The sequence below is a fragment of the Marinococcus halotolerans DSM 16375 genome (assembly GCF_000420725.1).
Classification (GTDB): domain Bacteria; phylum Bacillota; class Bacilli; order Bacillales; family Marinococcaceae; genus Marinococcus; species Marinococcus halotolerans.
This window is the reverse complement of sequence record NZ_ATVM01000003.1, coordinates 59,170-74,930: the sequence shown is the minus strand read 5'-3', so window position 1 is coordinate 74,930 and position 15,761 is coordinate 59,170. Positions and strand designations below refer to the sequence as shown.

General features: G+C 48.7%; 17 protein-coding genes and 1 other annotated feature (1 of these 18 running past the window's edge). Of the genes, 3 read left to right on the top strand and 14 right to left on the bottom strand.

Annotated features, from left to right (window positions below):
- Positions 1-126: 126 nt before the first annotated feature.
- From G548_RS17210 to G548_RS0103120, 6 genes are all read right to left on the bottom strand, one after another.
- Positions 127-2,418: a penicillin-binding protein gene (locus tag G548_RS17210; RefSeq protein WP_051143831.1), complete on the bottom strand. Its 2,292-nt coding sequence runs from the start codon at positions 2,416-2,418 to the stop codon at positions 127-129.
- Positions 2,419-2,524: 106 nt separating this feature from the next.
- Positions 2,525-2,893 (bottom strand): cell division protein FtsL, encoded by a 369-nt coding sequence (ftsL, locus tag G548_RS0103140; RefSeq protein ID WP_022792690.1) that lies wholly within the window; start codon positions 2,891-2,893, stop codon positions 2,525-2,527.
- The gene (rsmH, locus tag G548_RS0103135; RefSeq protein ID WP_022792689.1) at positions 2,893-3,852 is read right to left on the bottom strand and encodes a 16S rRNA (cytosine(1402)-N(4))-methyltransferase RsmH; all 960 of its coding nucleotides are present in this window, start codon (positions 3,850-3,852) and stop codon (positions 2,893-2,895) included. The genes ftsL and rsmH overlap by 1 nt, the downstream gene beginning before the upstream one ends.
- A 36-nt stretch (positions 3,853-3,888) precedes the next feature.
- Positions 3,889-4,320: a division/cell wall cluster transcriptional repressor MraZ gene (gene mraZ / locus G548_RS0103130; RefSeq protein WP_022792688.1), complete on the bottom strand. Its 432-nt coding sequence runs from the start codon at positions 4,318-4,320 to the stop codon at positions 3,889-3,891.
- A 150-nt stretch (positions 4,321-4,470) separates the two neighbouring features.
- Entirely contained in the window at positions 4,471-6,093 is a 1,623-nt protein-coding gene (gene bshC, locus G548_RS0103125) for a bacillithiol biosynthesis cysteine-adding enzyme BshC (RefSeq protein WP_022792687.1), read from the bottom strand.
- 33 nt (positions 6,094-6,126) lie between these two features.
- The gene (locus G548_RS0103120) at positions 6,127-6,510 is read right to left on the bottom strand and encodes a DUF3397 domain-containing protein (protein ID WP_245558581.1); all 384 of its coding nucleotides are present in this window, start codon (positions 6,508-6,510) and stop codon (positions 6,127-6,129) included.
- 222 nt (positions 6,511-6,732) lie between these two features.
- On the opposite strand from G548_RS0103120, the gene G548_RS0103115 reads away from it, so the two are divergent.
- Positions 6,733-7,251: an N-acetyltransferase gene (locus G548_RS0103115; protein ID WP_022792685.1), complete on the top strand. Its 519-nt coding sequence runs from the start codon at positions 6,733-6,735 to the stop codon at positions 7,249-7,251.
- Between the two features lie 63 nt (positions 7,252-7,314).
- Here G548_RS0103115 and rpmF read toward each other — a convergent pair whose 3' ends face one another.
- Positions 7,315-7,488 carry a 50S ribosomal protein L32 gene (rpmF, locus tag G548_RS18960; RefSeq protein WP_079476087.1) on the bottom strand — a complete coding sequence of 58 codons (174 nt, stop codon included), beginning with the start codon at positions 7,486-7,488 and terminating at the stop codon, positions 7,315-7,317.
- 54 nt (positions 7,489-7,542) lie between these two features.
- A complete protein-coding gene (locus G548_RS0103110) occupies positions 7,543-8,085 on the bottom strand; it encodes a YceD family protein (RefSeq protein ID WP_022792684.1) in 543 nt (180 codons plus the stop codon).
- A 169-nt stretch (positions 8,086-8,254) separates the two neighbouring features.
- Between G548_RS0103110 and G548_RS0103105 the strand changes: the two genes are divergently transcribed.
- A complete protein-coding gene (locus G548_RS0103105) occupies positions 8,255-9,451 on the top strand; it encodes a nucleotidyltransferase (protein ID WP_022792683.1) in 1,197 nt (398 codons plus the stop codon).
- On the opposite strand, the gene G548_RS0103100 is transcribed toward G548_RS0103105, so the two are convergent.
- From G548_RS0103100 to G548_RS0103080, 5 genes are all read right to left on the bottom strand, one after another.
- A complete protein-coding gene (locus G548_RS0103100; RefSeq protein ID WP_022792682.1) occupies positions 9,448-10,509 on the bottom strand; it encodes a SepM family pheromone-processing serine protease in 1,062 nt (353 codons plus the stop codon). The genes G548_RS0103105 and G548_RS0103100 overlap by 4 nt on opposite strands.
- Positions 10,510-10,582: 73 nt before the next feature.
- On the bottom strand, positions 10,583-11,077 hold the full coding sequence (coaD, locus tag G548_RS0103095; protein WP_022792681.1) for a pantetheine-phosphate adenylyltransferase: 495 nt from the start codon (positions 11,075-11,077) through the stop codon (positions 10,583-10,585).
- Positions 11,067-11,639: a 16S rRNA (guanine(966)-N(2))-methyltransferase RsmD gene (gene rsmD / locus G548_RS17205; protein WP_022792680.1), complete on the bottom strand. Its 573-nt coding sequence runs from the start codon at positions 11,637-11,639 to the stop codon at positions 11,067-11,069. The genes coaD and rsmD overlap by 11 nt, the downstream gene beginning before the upstream one ends.
- A 15-nt stretch (positions 11,640-11,654) precedes the next feature.
- Complete coding sequence (locus G548_RS0103085) at positions 11,655-12,854, bottom strand: MFS transporter (RefSeq protein WP_022792679.1); 1,200 nt, start codon at positions 12,852-12,854, stop codon at positions 11,655-11,657.
- 73 nt (positions 12,855-12,927) lie between these two features.
- Positions 12,928-13,200: a YlbG family protein gene (locus G548_RS0103080; protein ID WP_022792678.1), complete on the bottom strand. Its 273-nt coding sequence runs from the start codon at positions 13,198-13,200 to the stop codon at positions 12,928-12,930.
- A gap of 81 nt (positions 13,201-13,281) precedes the next feature.
- On the opposite strand from G548_RS0103080, the gene G548_RS17200 reads away from it, so the two are divergent.
- A complete protein-coding gene (locus G548_RS17200) occupies positions 13,282-14,778 on the top strand; it encodes a phytoene desaturase family protein (protein WP_022792677.1) in 1,497 nt (498 codons plus the stop codon).
- On the opposite strand, the gene G548_RS0103070 is transcribed toward G548_RS17200, so the two are convergent.
- On the bottom strand, positions 14,779-15,549 hold the full coding sequence (locus G548_RS0103070) for an SDR family NAD(P)-dependent oxidoreductase (RefSeq protein WP_022792676.1): 771 nt from the start codon (positions 15,547-15,549) through the stop codon (positions 14,779-14,781).
- A gap of 82 nt (positions 15,550-15,631) precedes the next feature.
- Positions 15,632-15,761: a binding site (T-box leader), on the top strand (it continues 73 nt past the right edge of the window).

Below are 15,761 nucleotides of genomic sequence, written 5' to 3'. Positions count from 1 at the left end.
ATAGAAAAATGTGCTTCGTCCTTCCCGGCTGTCTTTTAATGAATTGCACGCAGAGAACTGATTTCATTCTCTGCGTACACCTCACTCATTCTAATGTGAACGACAAAACATGTCATGGGACAATCGTCATTGATTTTCCACCGGTGCTTCACTTTCTTCTGGCTGCTGTTCACCGGTACTTTCTTCTGTATCACTTTCCTGGGTTTCAGAACCCTCTGTTTCAGCCTCTTGTGGCTGTTGTTCCCCGTTTTCATTTTCCTGATTGTTTTCTTCCGTTTCCTCCTGGTCTGTCTGAGCGTCCTGCAGTTCATCCGGCGGCACCAGCTCGACTTCCATGTTTCCGGCAGCACTTACTGCTGTGCCGGGCTCAACCGACTGGGAGCTGACATAGCCGGAGCCGCTGGTGTCTATATCGATTTCAAGCAGCTTTTCGAGACGCTGGATTTCCCGGAGTGACCATCCGCTGACATCAGGAATACTTTTTTGTCCGTTTGTAAGGAAGATTACTTTTTCCCCGACTATCAGCCGTTCCGTATTCGTAGGAATCTGGCTTTCCACCTGATTGCCGCTGCCAATCACTACTGGCTCCAGCCCCGCATTTTCAGCAGCGTTTTCAGCTTTATTCACTGATTTCCCGGTATAGTCTTCAAATTCAATACCTGACTCTTCATAGGCTTTTGTATCCTCAACATCCGAGGGGGTGAGATTCATGTATGAAAGGCTCTGCTGCATCACCGGGTTAAAAATAGCGCTCACCGCATCAGATCCTGTTTCTGTCGGCTCAAGCTCCGGCCGGTCCACGACCACGTAGACAATAATTTCCGGGTCGTCCACCGGTGCCATGCCGATGAAAGAAAAGATGTTCTGGTTTTCTCCGCTCAGATAGCCTCCCCCCTCAGGGTCAGAGATCTGGGCTGTTCCTGTTTTACCTGCAACTTCCACACCGTCAATCTGATACGGGGCACCTGTGCCGTTTTCTCCTTCAATAACGGTTTGCAGCTTTTCTCTTGTCTGGCGTGCCGCTTTCTCACTGATCGGCGTGCCGGCCGTTTTCGGCTCAGACTGGTACGTCGTTTCATTATTATTCGGATTTTCAATACGGTCGATTACGTAAGGCTGCATCATTTCCCCGTCATTGGCAATCGCTGTGGCACCCTGAATCATTTGAATAGGGGTTACCGTAGAAGCCTGGCCAAAGGCGGTTATACCAACGTTTAACGGCGTTTCTTCCGCTAACGCCCCGTCCGCCTCATTCGGCAGATCAATACCGGTTTCCTCCCCGAATCCGAATTTCTTCAGGTAATCAAACAAGGCGCCTTCCGGAAGAATTTCCAGCGCTATTCTCATAAATGCCACGTTTGAGGAACGTCGCAGGCCTTCATTGTACGTGATTTCTCCCCAGCCTTCTCCGTTGTTATGGTCCCGGATCGTTTCCCCGGAGACTTCATACGTGCCGGACTCATAAGTATCTTTACCTTCATAGACTCCCTTGTCGATCGCAGCCGCCAGAGTAAACATTTTAATCGTCGACCCGGGTTCGTACTGGTCGGAAACCGCATAATTCGTATAGTTTTCGATTTCTTCATATTCATTTGGATTAAAGCTCGGCCGGTTGCTCATTCCGAGAATTTCCCCGCTGTCTGCATCAGCCACGATGCCCATCATTTTGTTCGGGCTGTAGTTTTCCTCCACCTCGGACATCGACTGTTCGAGCACGCTCTGAATATTGCCGTCCAGGGTCAGATAAACGTCTTCCCCGTCTTTGGCAGTATTTGTAGTGGTTTCTTCTTCATCAAGAAGAGCGTTTTCTTCAGACTCTGTTTTTGTGCCATCTTCGCCGGTTAATTCTTCATTCAATCCGGCTTCGAGCCCCATCTGGGCTTCTGACATGTCCCGGTTCGTGTAGCCAAGCACATGGCTTGCGAACGTCTGGTTCGGATAGTAGCGCGTCGGCTCCTCACGAAAATGGATGCCTGCAAGATCAAGCTGTTCAATTTCTTCTCTTTCAGACAGCGTTAAATACTTACTTCCGGAACCAAGCTCCACCTGGTACTGGTCGCGTTCGAGCATATCTTCGAGCTGTGCTGGTTCCATGCCAATCAGCGGCCCAAGCTCCCTAGCTACCCTGGCCGGGTTTTTCACATGGTCATCGTAGGATTCGTCAAGGACGGCGTAGACAGAATAAGAAGGCACCTGTTCTGCCAGCGGTTCTCCCTGCTTGTCGTAAATAGTCCCCCGTTTTGCCTCGACAGTTTCGGTCGTGGTATATCTCGAGTCTGCCATACTTGCAAGGTCATTGCCCTCTACTGTTTTTCCCACCTGAATATACACCATACGGCCGGTGAAAATGATAAAGAAAACAGCTACAGCAATAACCAATAATAGCGCCCGCACTTTCGTATTTTTCAATTTCTTCATGCTGAGAACGTTCACCACCTGAGTTTTTACATGTAACGGGGCGTAGGTTAACTTGCAAGAAGGGAGCAGTACTACCGCGTTTCCACGGATTCCCCTCCCTTCTGCATTAGTTCTGTTCTGTTCCGTTCACGACTTGAATATTTTCATCCTTCATTTCCATGCCCAATTCGTTTTTGGCGTAGTCCATGATACGCTCCGGTGAACTAAGTTCAGCCACCTGCAGCTCAAGATTCTGATTTACCTGCTGCTGCTCCTGAATCTGCGTTGCGGTCTGGTCAATCTGTTGGTCCTGGGCGTGTATCGTAGCAAAATTTGAAACGATGAAAAAGGATGCGATTAAAATTCCGATAATGACTGCCGTCATAATCAGTTTTTCGCCCTTTGTAATCCCGCCACGAACGTGGTACTGGACTTTTTTATGTACTATTTGTTTATCTTCCTGCTGGCGTTTGATCTGCTGTGCCAAATTCTCCATTATTGTTTACCCTCCTCGCGTTTTTCGATGATTCGAAGCTTCGCGGAAGCCGCCCTTGGATTTTGCGTCAGTTCTTCTTCTGATGGCAGGATCGGTTTCTTTGTGACCAGGTTAAAATCTGGTTCTGCTTCATCGGGCACGACCGGGAGTCCCTTCGGAAGCGGAGGTGGAGAACTTTTCTGCTTAAACAACTTTTTACAAATTCTGTCTTCTAACGAATGAAATGTTATTACACATAATCTTCCGCCCGGCGCTAACATAGTCAGCGCATCATCGAGCGCTTCTTTGAACACATCAAGTTCATTATTTACAGCAATTCGCAAAGCCTGAAAAGTCCGCTTCGCCGGATGCCCGCCTTTTCTCCTGGCCGGTGCTGGTATTGCACTTTTAATGATTTCCACTAGTTCTTCAGTTGTTTCAATACGGTGATCTTCGCGCGCTTTTTCGATTTTTCTGGCAATCTGCTTGGAAAAACGCTCTTCCCCGTATTCCGAAAGAATCTGCCAGATTTCCTGAAACGATGCATCATTGACGATGTGAGCTGCTGTGCGCTCCTGCCGGTGCCTGTCCATTCTCATATCAAGAGGAGCGTTGTAGCGGTAGCTGAATCCTCTTTCCGGACGATCAAACTGCGGCGATGAAACTCCAAGATCGAATAATATTCCGTTTACCTGCCCGGCTTGAAGCCCAAGCAGCTCTTCCTTTAAAAACTGGAAATTGCTATGTACGATCCTGAAATTTTCACCGTAGGCACGAAGCCGCTGCTGTGCATGCTCAATCGCTTCCTCATCCTGGTCAAAGGCGATTAAAAAGCCTTCAGCAGATAGCTGTTTCATAATTTCTTCACTGTGTCCGCCGCCGCCGAGGGTACAATCAACATACACGCCGTGCGGTTGAATGTTCAGTCCCTGAACTGCTGCTTCCTTTAGTACGGTTTCATGCTCAAATTGTGGCGGCACTTCTATTCCTCCGGCAAAAACGTGTTTGATGCTGCTTTAAAAATCCAAATCGGCCATGTTCTCTGCAATATCCGGAAATACTTCTTCTGATTCTGCGTAATATTCGTCCCATTTGTGTTTATCCCATATTTCTACTCGGCTGCTTACCCCGATGATCATACATTCTTTTTTTAATTCTGCATATTGGCGGAGGGTGGTTGGAATCATCGAACGCCCCTGCTTATCAAGTTCGCATTCAGATGCTCCTGAAAAGAAAAAACGGGTGAATGCCCTTGCGTCTTTTTTTGTGAAAGGCAAAGCTTTTAATTTGGTTTCAATTCGTTCCCATTCGTCGTATGGATAAACAAACAAGCATCCATCCAGACCACGGGTAACGACAAAAGAATCTCCCAACTTCTCCCGAAAACGGGATGGTATAATAATTCTTCCTTTATCGTCCATATTATGTTGATATTCTCCCATAAACATATGGAACCAACCTTTCACCACTCCATACATTTAAGTTACCACATTCCCCCACTTTGTACCACTTTTTCCGGAAAATTTTTTTAACAAAAAAAACTTCCCGCTATTTCGGGAAGTTTCCAGCCGGATCTCGTATAAATCAGCACGAAGATGCTACAGTAATATAATGTTCTGCCGGCCGCTTTTCCACTCTGTTCCAGCTGAAACCTGTGACGGAAGACAGGCGCCGAATTCGTTGAGCATAAATAAAATATTAATCTGCCGTTCTGCCGGCTCCCGGCGCGGATACAGCTGACCGATAATTAATTCGAGCCGCCGCAGGTGAACCTGCACTGTACGCTCCTGCTCCGCATCCAGCCGATCTCCAAGATAACGGACTTCCTTTTCCACCCGCCTCCAGTTTTCATGTGCAAAGCTTTCCTGTGAAGGGAACTGGCGGATCCATTCATTCGCAAGATCGGCATGTGCTTCTTTCATTTGCTCCACCGCCCGGGCCGCTTTGGCTTTTCCGTCCACGTCGTGGGCAGCGTATTTTACTTCCTGAAGCCTTTGTTCGAGTAACGGTAAATTCAGCAGGTCCCTAAAGGGAATGTGTTCTTTTTCAGCGGCCTGCTGCACCTGCCGGGTGGCAAAGTGTAGTTCCATGCGCTTTTGCACAATCGGCAGCCGAAGGTTCAATGCTTCAAACAACGGCTTCAAAAGAGACCAGTACTGCATTTCCCCCGGGCCTGCCACAAAATGAAGAACCGGAAGCATCTGCTCCTGCATCAGCGGCCGGGTGATTACATCAGTACTGAAGCGTTCAGGAGCGTCTGCTGCTTCTTCCAGTAATTCCTCTGTCTCCATCATTTCTCCTGTTCTTCGGCTACGCCAGGTTTCGCCTGTATATTCAAGCAGATGCCTCACATGATTAATATGATAAAACAGATGGCCGCTGTCAAAATTGATGCCTCCGACATTCCCGTACCCAGCTGCTGCCCTTTCAGCTGCCCCCTGATAAACAGCTTCGTTTATTTTTGCCGGTACAGAAAGCAGGCTCTTAAACAGCGGAGCCCCCAGTTCTCTCCATTCCGGCTGCTGTGGATCCATCATGATGAGATCCGTTTCTTTAAACAGCCAGCGCATTATCTCTGCGAAAAACTGGGACCAGGATTCTGAACTGTGCACCAGCAAACGAACTTCGCTTCTTAATTCCTTTGTAAACGGACTCTCACGGAGCTTCGAAAAGGCCTCTTCCACAAATGCTTCCGCTTCTCCGGTGTCAAACGGCTGCTCGGACACAGGTACGTTCGGAAGAAAGTTTCCTTCAAACCTCGTTTTATCAAGATGTCCGCCGACCGGGAAATTGACATGGTTGACTTCCTCCCAGTCATGGTCCTCACCCGCAATCCAAAACAAAGGAAGCACAGGACGCCCCAGCCGCTTTTGTTCCTTCTCTGCAAGCTTAATTACAGATACAGCCTTGGATATAACCATAGACGGGCCAGTAAGCATTCCGGCCTGCTGGCCGCCGGCTACGATGACCGTTTCTTCGCCTTCAAGTTTTTCAAGGGCCGCTACCGCTCTTTCCCCGTAATGGAGGCTGTTATTATACTTCTGCAGAAGCTGCTTTAATCGCCGGCGCTCAAAAGACCGGCCGTCTAAATAACGAAGCCGGTCCTGTACCCCCTGTGTATTCCCAGCGTAATGAAAGAGCTGCCTGGCACTGGGTTTTCCCCGTTGATAGTCATGCAAAAAATGATTGTTTTCCATTGGTTGATCGTACAGCACTTTCATATCAAACTACCATCCTTTATGCCTTGCTCCGTTCTATGCCGTAAACTGCAGATACACCCAGTATCCGGCTAACAGGACGTACCCTGCCGCGAATATAAAGAAGCTGCATCTCCATATGCCCTTTAGCACCCGGAAAAATTCCAGCTCCTCCCGGGAAAGATAATGGATAATGGAGATCACTACGGCGCTTGCCAGAATTACTAAATAAATAACCCACAGGTAGGATTCGTTCCATAAGTCACTTGACCATCTGTGCACCGAAGCAATGAACAACAACGTAGTTGAATCACAGGCAGCCCGGAAGGCGTATGCTTTTCTTTTCGTTAATTTTGCCGTGACCAGATAGGCTATGTACCAAAAAGCCGGCGGAAAGGCCAGAGCTGCTTCCATTAACCATCCATATATCTGCTGTAGCATATTTGTCACTTTCCCTCATCCAGTTTGCTCGCATTTGTTCAACTCTATCACATTAAACACCAGTAGCTTTGATGAATTATAGATGTCTCAAGCATTTTAGCACATCTCTTCTCTCCGGACTAGTAGCATCGGACGATCTGGGACACCGACTTTTCACTTTTCGATTTAAAACGTTTTCGTGTATAATGAAGTTGGAAGTTATTAGTGAAGGAGGCCAATCGCATGAGTGGAATAGAAGTTGTACCATTACTCATAAACTACAAGACATTAGAAGAATTTCAAAACTTCAAAGAAGTTGGCGCTCAGGAGCTTTCCATGCAGGAGGAGCTCGAAGAAAACATTATGGAAAACGACAGCCGTTCCCCATTTTACGGCATCTATTTTGGAGACCGGCTGGTCGCACGTATGTGTTTATATACCATCACCGGAAAATACGACCGCTTCTTTGACCCTCCCCAGGATTATCTTGAGCTTTGGAAGCTCGAAGTGCTCGAGCCTTACCGGGGACGTGGTTTTGGAGAAGAGCTTGTCAACTACGCAAAAAGCTTTGAACTGCCGGTAAAAACAAACGCACGCCAGCGTTCGGATGATTTCTGGCTGAAAATGGGCTTTGAGCCTGCAGAATACAACCCGGTCAGAGACCGCGGCGAAAATCCATACGTATGGTATCCAAAAGGCGTACAGCCGCAAAAAGCAGAAGAATTAACTGCAGAACCGCCTCTTTCCGATACTGAATCGTAAGATCCTAATTTTCCAGTATCTGCATAAAAAAGCAGGGCACCGCTTCCGGCGCCCTGCTTTTTATTATTTTTCTACAACTGTTTCGCCTTTGTAAGAACCGCAATTTCTGCACACGCGGTGAGATAGTTTCTGCTCTCCACATTGTTCACATTCTACCATACCTGGTACTGCTACTTTTTGATGAGCTCTGCGCATACGTTTACGGGTCTTAGAAGTACGTCTGAAAGGTACTGCCATGATTCCCACCTCCTTATAAGATAAAGATTATTTCAACCAGTGAATGATTTTGGATCAGCTGGAGCCTTTATCGAAATACTTCGATAAATCAGCCATTCTCGGATCAACTTTAGGAGCTTCCTGCTCCCGTTCCTTTATTAATTCATCCTCCGAGATGACCCGCCAGTCGTCTCCGCTTTGAGGGGCAAGCGGCTCACCGTCCCCTTCTTTTGCGAAGACTCTGAGCGGCATTTCAAGGAAAATGTTTTCTTTAATATATGGGAGAAGATCGACAAAACCATCTTCTGGCTCGTGTTCATTAACGTTTTCTTCGTCCGCCGGCATCCCGTCGAGCCGAAATGCTTCAAACATTTCCACATCAAACGGATGATGGACGTCCGCGAGCGTGCGGGCACATGGAAGTATCATAGTCCCTGTTAACCGCAGGTGTACATGAAAGGTTTCTTCAACGATCGTCCCTTCACCCTGCACATGCACAGCACTGATATCGCGTAATTCTTTATCGCGCTCAATCATCTCTGAAACATCTGCGTCACCTTCGATGTTAAACGCCTGTTCGTGCTTCTTTGAAAGTAACTGCTGGATACCCCATTTCATCGGATCCACCTCCAGACAACAAGAGTAATTATATCCATCGTAACGTTCTTTGTCAACATTTTTTCTTTACAGTAAACCCTTTTGAACTCTCGAAAAACATCGTATCATGAATAAAGAAACGTGAAAAGCGATATCTCCCGAAATACCCTACTTGAAAGGCGGACTTTTAATGAACGTTCTAGGAGTGATTGTCGAATACAATCCTTTTCATAATGGTCACCTGTATCACCTCGAACAGGCTGCCCTCCAGAGTAAGGCCGATGTAATCGTATGTATTATGAGCGGCCCTTTTCTTCAGCGCGGGGAGCCTGCTCTCGTTCCTAAAAGGGAACGGGCGGAAATGGCGATCTTAAACGGGGCTGATCTTGTTATCGAGCTTCCTTATATGTTTGCCTGTCAGCATGCTGACATATTTGCGGCCGGGGCGGTTTCCATTTGCAGGGAGATCGGCGTTACCGATTTAAACTTCGGAAGCGAGCACGGAGAATCTGCTCCGTTTATAAAGCTTGTTGATTTTCTTAACAAACACCGGGACCGTTTTGACGAACGTGTCCGCTTTCATATTCAGGGAGGATGCAGCTACGCAAAAGCTAACGAGCTGGCATACAGAGACTTAGAGGCTCCGGGGTCCCTGCCGGACTTAAGCCAGCCAAATAATATTCTTGGCTTTCATTACACAAAAGCTGCCGCACAGGCTTATCCGGCGCTCCGGATCAACACCGTCAAACGAAAAGGTGCTTCCTATCACGACATTTCTCCGCATCATTCGTCTATCGCAAGCGCCACCAGTCTGCGGCAGATGCTTCAGCGCGGGGAAGACATCAGTTCGTTTATTCCCGAAGCCTCCAGACGCATTCTTACCCAGCTTCCGCGCCTGCGGTTTTGGGAGGACTATTTTTCTGTCCTGCAGGCAAAGGTGGTTACTGCCTCCGACACAGAGCTTGCCACCCACTATGATATGTCCGAAGGCCTCCATAACCGCATGAAACGGCTGATGAAAGAAGCAGCCTCTTTTGAACAGTGGCTGCACCTGGTAAAAACGAAGCGTTATACTTTGACACGTCTTCAGCGCACCGCTGTGCATATATTAACTGGCCTGACAAAAGACGAAGCCTCTACAGCCTCTGACGGCCGAAACGTTGACCACATTCGGGTTCTCGGCATGAACGCGAAAGGACGGCTCTATTTAAACCGGGCAAAAAAACATATATCCGTGCCTCTTTATACGAAAATGAGCAGTGAAAAAACGCCGCAGCTGGTCCTCGGCGAACGGGCTGATAATGCTTATGCGCTTTTACTTCCGCCTGCTGAAAGACAAAAAGAATGGCGGAAGGATTATGACCTTCCGCCTCTCCTGCTTTTTTAGGATTTGCTTTCAGCTACTTTTAGATCGTTTTTCAGATAGTTCAAAGCTTCATCAAGCGATTCTACTGGCACGATTTCCATATCAGTGCCGATGTTTTCCGCCGTTTGCTTCGCAATTTCGTAATTGGACGGCGGAGCCATGTCTGAAGCCGGCGCAAAAAAGACATCTATATTTTCATTATCCGCCGCAACAACTTTTTTATCTATTCCGCCAATCGGGCCAACCCCGCCCTGCTCATCAATGGTGCCGGTGCCGGCTATTTTCTCTCCATCTGTAAGATCTTCTTTTGTGAGCTGATTGTATACTTCAAGCGCAAACATTAAACCCGCGGAAGGGCCTCCGATAGACCCAGCGTCGATCGTCACCTCCGGCTCAAGAGAAACAGTTCTTTCCGTATAGGGATACAATATTCCAAGACCGGAGTTTTCCGACTCTCCGGTCGAAGCCGGAAATGATTCTACAGCAACTTCCGCTTCCATCTGCTCCTTATTCCGCCGGAAGGTAATAGTAGCTTCTTCGCCGGTTTCGATATTTGCAATCTCACTGTTTAATTCTTCAAGCGTCTGGATATCTGTGCCGTTGACCGCCTGGATCAGATCGCCCTCCTCGAGCTTTTCTGCCGCGTCCATGCCGTCAATAAAGTCCGAAGCTCTTACTCCGCGGTACTCTACATTGACATTTTTACCGGCCGCTTCATACGCTGCTATTTCTGCAGACTCCTGGGAGCTCTTCATTACCTGGCGCTGGCGTTCAAAAAACTCTTCTTCACTTTCATCTTCAAATTGGTAGGAGTTCTTTGGAGAAAGCTCGCGGTACGGAGAAAATACGGACCATAAAGCAAGTGCCGGCGTAGCACCCTGTTGAAAAACAGTCGTTAAATACATTTCGCCGGATTCCTCCGTCCCCTGCTCTACCTCCACCACCGAAGACAAACTGGCTGCTGATCCCGGCTGTATATAATAGTACGGAAGAGGCACCTGGGTTAATATAAGCACCACAGCTGCTATGACAGCTGCAGTAATAATCCGCCGCATTTTCCTGCTTCGGGTGCGATACATGATCTTCATCCTTTATAAACAATTATTATTCATCATACGAAGGATTGAAGGGGATTTGCAATGAATCGCACTTTTACCCCCGATTTTTCTTCTCAAACTGCTTTCTAAGCGCATCTTCCACGTGCGCAGGCACAAGCCCGGATACATCCGCTCCGTATTCCGCTACTTCTTTTACAATACTCGAGCTCAGATAAGAATACTGATGATTTGTCATCATAAAAAATGTCTCTACACCGGGTTCGAGTTTTCTGTTTATTGATGCTGCCTGCATTTCATATTCAAAATCAGACACCGCCCGGAGGCCTCTTACGATTGTATCAGCTTCTATTTCTTTTACATAATCCACTAAAAGCCCGTGAAAAGCATCCACTTCCACCCCGGGCATATGCTTGACTGATTCCTCTATCAACTTCACCCGCTGGTCAATAGAAAAGAACGGTTCTTTTTTCCGGTTATGCAGCACTGCCACCACTACATGGTCAAATACATTATACGCCCGTTCGATTATATCCAGATGGCCGTTAGTAACCGGATCAAAGCTCCCCGGATAAATTGCTTTACTCGCCATTTTTAGCGCCTCCCGTCAGCTGCAATATTGTAAGTGTGGTATCACCGTAATTTTTTTCTGCAAATACAGACAGACGTTCGTCAAACGCTGCCGATTTTGCTGCGGCATGCTCCCATACAAGCATTCCATCTTCTTTTAACATAGAGCAGTCCAGTACTTTCTCCACTAGCTGCCCTGCTTTTTCTTCTGCGTAAGGAGGATCAAAAAAAATCAAATCAAACTGCCGCCCCCGGGCCTCAAGACGATCCAGTGCTTTAGACGCTTCCGAACGGTAAACCTCCGCCCGGGCGCCCAGTGCAAGAGCGTCAATATTGGCCCGGACGGTCCTGACCGCGCTCTGGGCTTTGTCGACAAAAACAGCTGAACTGCAGCCTCTGCTGAGCGCTTCAATTCCGAGATTCCCGGTGCCGGCAAACAAATCAAGAACCGTTTCCTGCTCAGAAAAAAAGGGGCCCAGCTTATGAAACAATGCCTCTTTCACTTTATCAGACGTTGGCCGTGTGCCCTGCCCTGGCACAGCTTTCAGCCTCCGCCCTTTAAGCTCTCCTGCTATCACTCTCATACGTTTCGCCTCACTCTATGATTCTGTGCGCTGCGCCAGCTTCGGAATCACCTTTGTATACATCACAAATACAGCAGCCCCCAATATGGCTGCACTGATTAAAAACAAACCGCGCATACCAAGAGCGGCGCTGATCAGGCCTCCGGCGGCCGGCCCAAGCATGTTTCCGAGAAACAAAAAGCTATTGGAAAATCCGTATGCCCTGCTTTCCATTCCCTTGGGGGACAGCTGGCGGATTAACGTGTTAGCCGCCGGCAGAAGGCCGCCAAGACACAGGCCAACAAAAAAACGTGCAACAATCAGCTGCCAAAGATTTGTTACAAACGCCTGCGGTATGGAAAGGAGCACCGCACCGATTAATGAACCAAACAGCACATACTGCGCCCCTTTTGTATCACTAAGTTTCCCAAGCTTAGGCGAAGCAAGCATGTTCGCCACCCCCAGGGAGGCCACCGCCAGACCCGCGTAAAAAGCATTTTCTTCTCTGCCGCTCAGTTCACCAACAAACACGGAAATGAGCGGATTAACTCCGATCAGCGCGAACTGCACAAGAAAAATAACGGTATACAGAGGGATCATAGGCTGCACGCCTGCAATCCTTTTGAAATCATCACTCGTTTTCGTTTTCTCCGCCTGCTCCGGCTTCTCGAAATCTTCCTTCACTAAAAACAAAACGGCAACCGCTGCCACGGCGATGCCGAGTCCGGTAATATTAAATATTGCCCGGAAGCCGAAAGCGTCTGCTAAAAGACCGCCAATCAGCGGCCCGCAGATCGTTCCTGCCACGGTGCCCGACTGCAGCATACCGAGCGCACGCCCCGCGTACTCCTTCGGTGTGTTCGTGGACACGAGCGCAATCGAAGCAGGAATAAAGCCGCTGATGGTCCCGTTTAACATTCTCAGGAAAAACAAACTCCATGGACCGGTGGCAAATCCCATCAGTACCATTACTATCGCCATTCCAAATCCAGACCGGAGCACCATCAGCTTACGGCCCTGTCTATCCGCAATTTTACCCCAGAGCGGGGCAAATAAAAAAGCCGTTAAAAAATTGACGCCAAAAATAACGCCTGACCAGATACTTATCTGCCCAGGATCTGTCACTCCAAGCTCCTGCAGATAAAGCGGCAGGAATGGAACGATCATCGTCATGGCTGCCATTACAAAAAATTGGGCTGCCATTAATATATATAAGTTTTTTCTCCATCTTACCATAAGAGAGGTCCCTTCTTTCTGCCTCCCTTATTATAAAACAGCGTTTCCCCCTGGACAATAAAAGGAGTTTTATTTATATTCCAATGCTGTCATCCTCCGGTTGGCTTTCTTTTTCGACCTTGTGGTATTCTAGCGGAATAAATGGTTTTTCCGACCGTTCCACCCTTTCCACAAAACCGAGATTCCCGATTTGGCTCATAGCCGTATCCACATTTTCCTGGTCCACATATATTACCGCGTATTTCATTTGTTTTGAAACGTAATGCACTAATCCGTACTTTCTCAGCTGTCTCGCCTGTTTGACAGACTTAATCCAAACAGCTACGCCAATTCTCGGCTGATGCATGAAAGCACATCCTTTCGCATGATTTTCGTTAAGTCTAGCATGTCAGAAGAAAAAAGGGCAATGCTGTCCAGGAGGAGTAAGATGAATCAACCATCTGTAATTGTTATCGGCGGAGGCTTCGGCGGTCTTACCACGGCCGCCCTGCTCGCCCGCCACCACTATGACGTCACTTTATTTGAAGCCTCCAATGAATGGGGCGGATGTGCCGGCAAGTTTACGCACAAGCCGTATTTGTTCCCTGTCGGCGCCACTCTCGGCCTCGGCCTGCAGCAGCCGGACGGGATTCATTACCGGGTTTTCAACCAACTCGGCGAACCGCTCCCAAAACACGAGAGCCTTGAGACCATTATGCAGGTGCACGCTCCTTCATTTACTCTGCCGCTATACTCTTCGCGGGAAAAACATATCGATACTCTCTGCCGGTTGTTTCCTTCCTCTGCAGCCGGTATCCGCTCGCTGTACCGCTACATTTTCCAGGTCGGGGAAGAGATGCGTAAATTAATCCACCATCTTCCGGTCCTTCCAATGCAAAAGCCCGCCGATTTCATTCGTTCTGTGCGGGCGCTCAGGCCCGGTATCCTTGGCGCTGTCCGCTGGCTTGCTGCCTCTACCGAAGATGTGCTGCGGCACTTCCGTCTTCAGGACACCGAGGTGCACCAGTATATTGACGGGCAGCTCCTGGACAGCCTGCAGACAAGCAGCCGCCACGCTCCTGCCCTGCTTGGATTGTACGCCCTCGATTTATACCATCAGGGCGCTTCCTATGTATACGGCGGATTATACCGCATGGCCGAACAATTAAAAAAAGCCGGAGAACGTCACGGGGCGTCTATGCAAAAACGCCGACGCATTCAGGCTGTAGAAAAAAACGATAACGGCACATGGACGGCTATTGACCACCGGGACCGAAAGACACACGCCGACCATCTGGTATTAAACATCCCTGTTCAGTCCGCACTCCCGCTGTTTCACCCCAAAGAGCGAAAACAGTTTACCCGGCGCTGGCATACAAAATCCGAAACACCGATCTGGAGTACTTTTTCCATGTACGGAGTCTGCGAGCCGTCCGAACCGCCCGCAGCGTTATTTCACCAGCTGCTCTGGGACCAGAAGCTTCCCGGTATTTCGAGCCATTTGTTTTATTCATTATCAGCACCTGATGACCGCACCCGGGCTCCCGAAGGTGAGCGTACGTTTACTGTTTCCACACACACACCGCCCGAATACTGGGAGGATCTGTCGTTATATGAAGACAGAAAGTCAGCCGCCACCAGGGCGCTTACAGAAAAAATTCAGGAAGCCGGCCTGCCAGTGCAGCCGGAGCGGGTCCTCCCCGGCGCTCCGCACGCCTGGGAGCGATACATTAAACGGCCCCGCGGCATGGTCGGCGGGTTCCCGCAGACGAGAAAACACACGTTTTTTCATCCATTGTCCCACCGGTCCCCGCTTGAAAATGTTTGGTTCTGCGGAGATTCCATTTTTCCGGGCGCCAGTACGATGGCCGTTACTATGAGCGGCATTCATGTATTTGAATCGATCAGCGGCCAGTCGTTTGCCGCTCTCGAACGACAGCAGTAATCATTTGCGGTGAAACTGCCTGCGGCCAATTTTTTCCACCGCAGCCGGCCACAGCTGGTATAACGTACTAAGGACTTTCATCCAACGCGGCATAAAAACCGTACGCTTTGGCTGCTCGAGCAGCTTCACCAGCTCGGCGGCCACTTTTTCGGGTGACAGGGCTATCTGCTCAACCGAACGCTTATACCTACCAGTCGGATCCGCACGGTCATGAAACTCCGTTTTTACCGGTCCGGTATTTAATACCGAAATCCAAATCCCGGTCCCGGCTGTTTCCAGGCGCAGCGCTTCGGCGAACCCAAGCACAGCACGCTTGCTCGCGGCGTAAACCGTCGCTTTGGGCGTACCGATAATGCCTGCAGTTGATCCTATGAAAATGATATGGCCTCCCCTCTGTTTTAATTCAGGAAGCAGCGCCTGCGTAATGGCGATGTTTCCTTTTACATTTGTATCTATCATCTGCTCCCAGTCCTCTATACTCAGCTGCTCCAGTTCATTAAACTTCCCTGTACCGGCATTGTTGATGAGTACATCCGGGTTTCCGTGCATATCAATGATTTTTTTCATTTCTTCTGCTGCATTTCCTGTTTCTCTCACGTCCATCGTCCAGGCCGCAAATTCCCCGGGCTGGTTTTTCCATTCCGCTGCAGCTGCCTCCAGCTTCTTCGTGTTTCTTCCTATACCTATTACTTTCTCTCCGTTTTGCACAAGCATCTCTGCTGTTTTTCTGCCAATACCGCTGCTTGCTCCTGTTAGTATAATTGTTTTCAACTAATCTTCCTCCCAGACGTATTAAAACTTGACAAACTACCCGGCACTTCACATAATAGTAATCACAAATAAGCTGAATAGTATAAAAGCTGTGAAACGGAAATAGTAGGACAAAGCACCGACAGAGAGCATAGCCATGAGCTGAAAGCTATGCCGGAATCTGCTTTGCCTGAACCTGTCCGTGAGCTTCCTTTAGGACGCGGTCCTGCGTT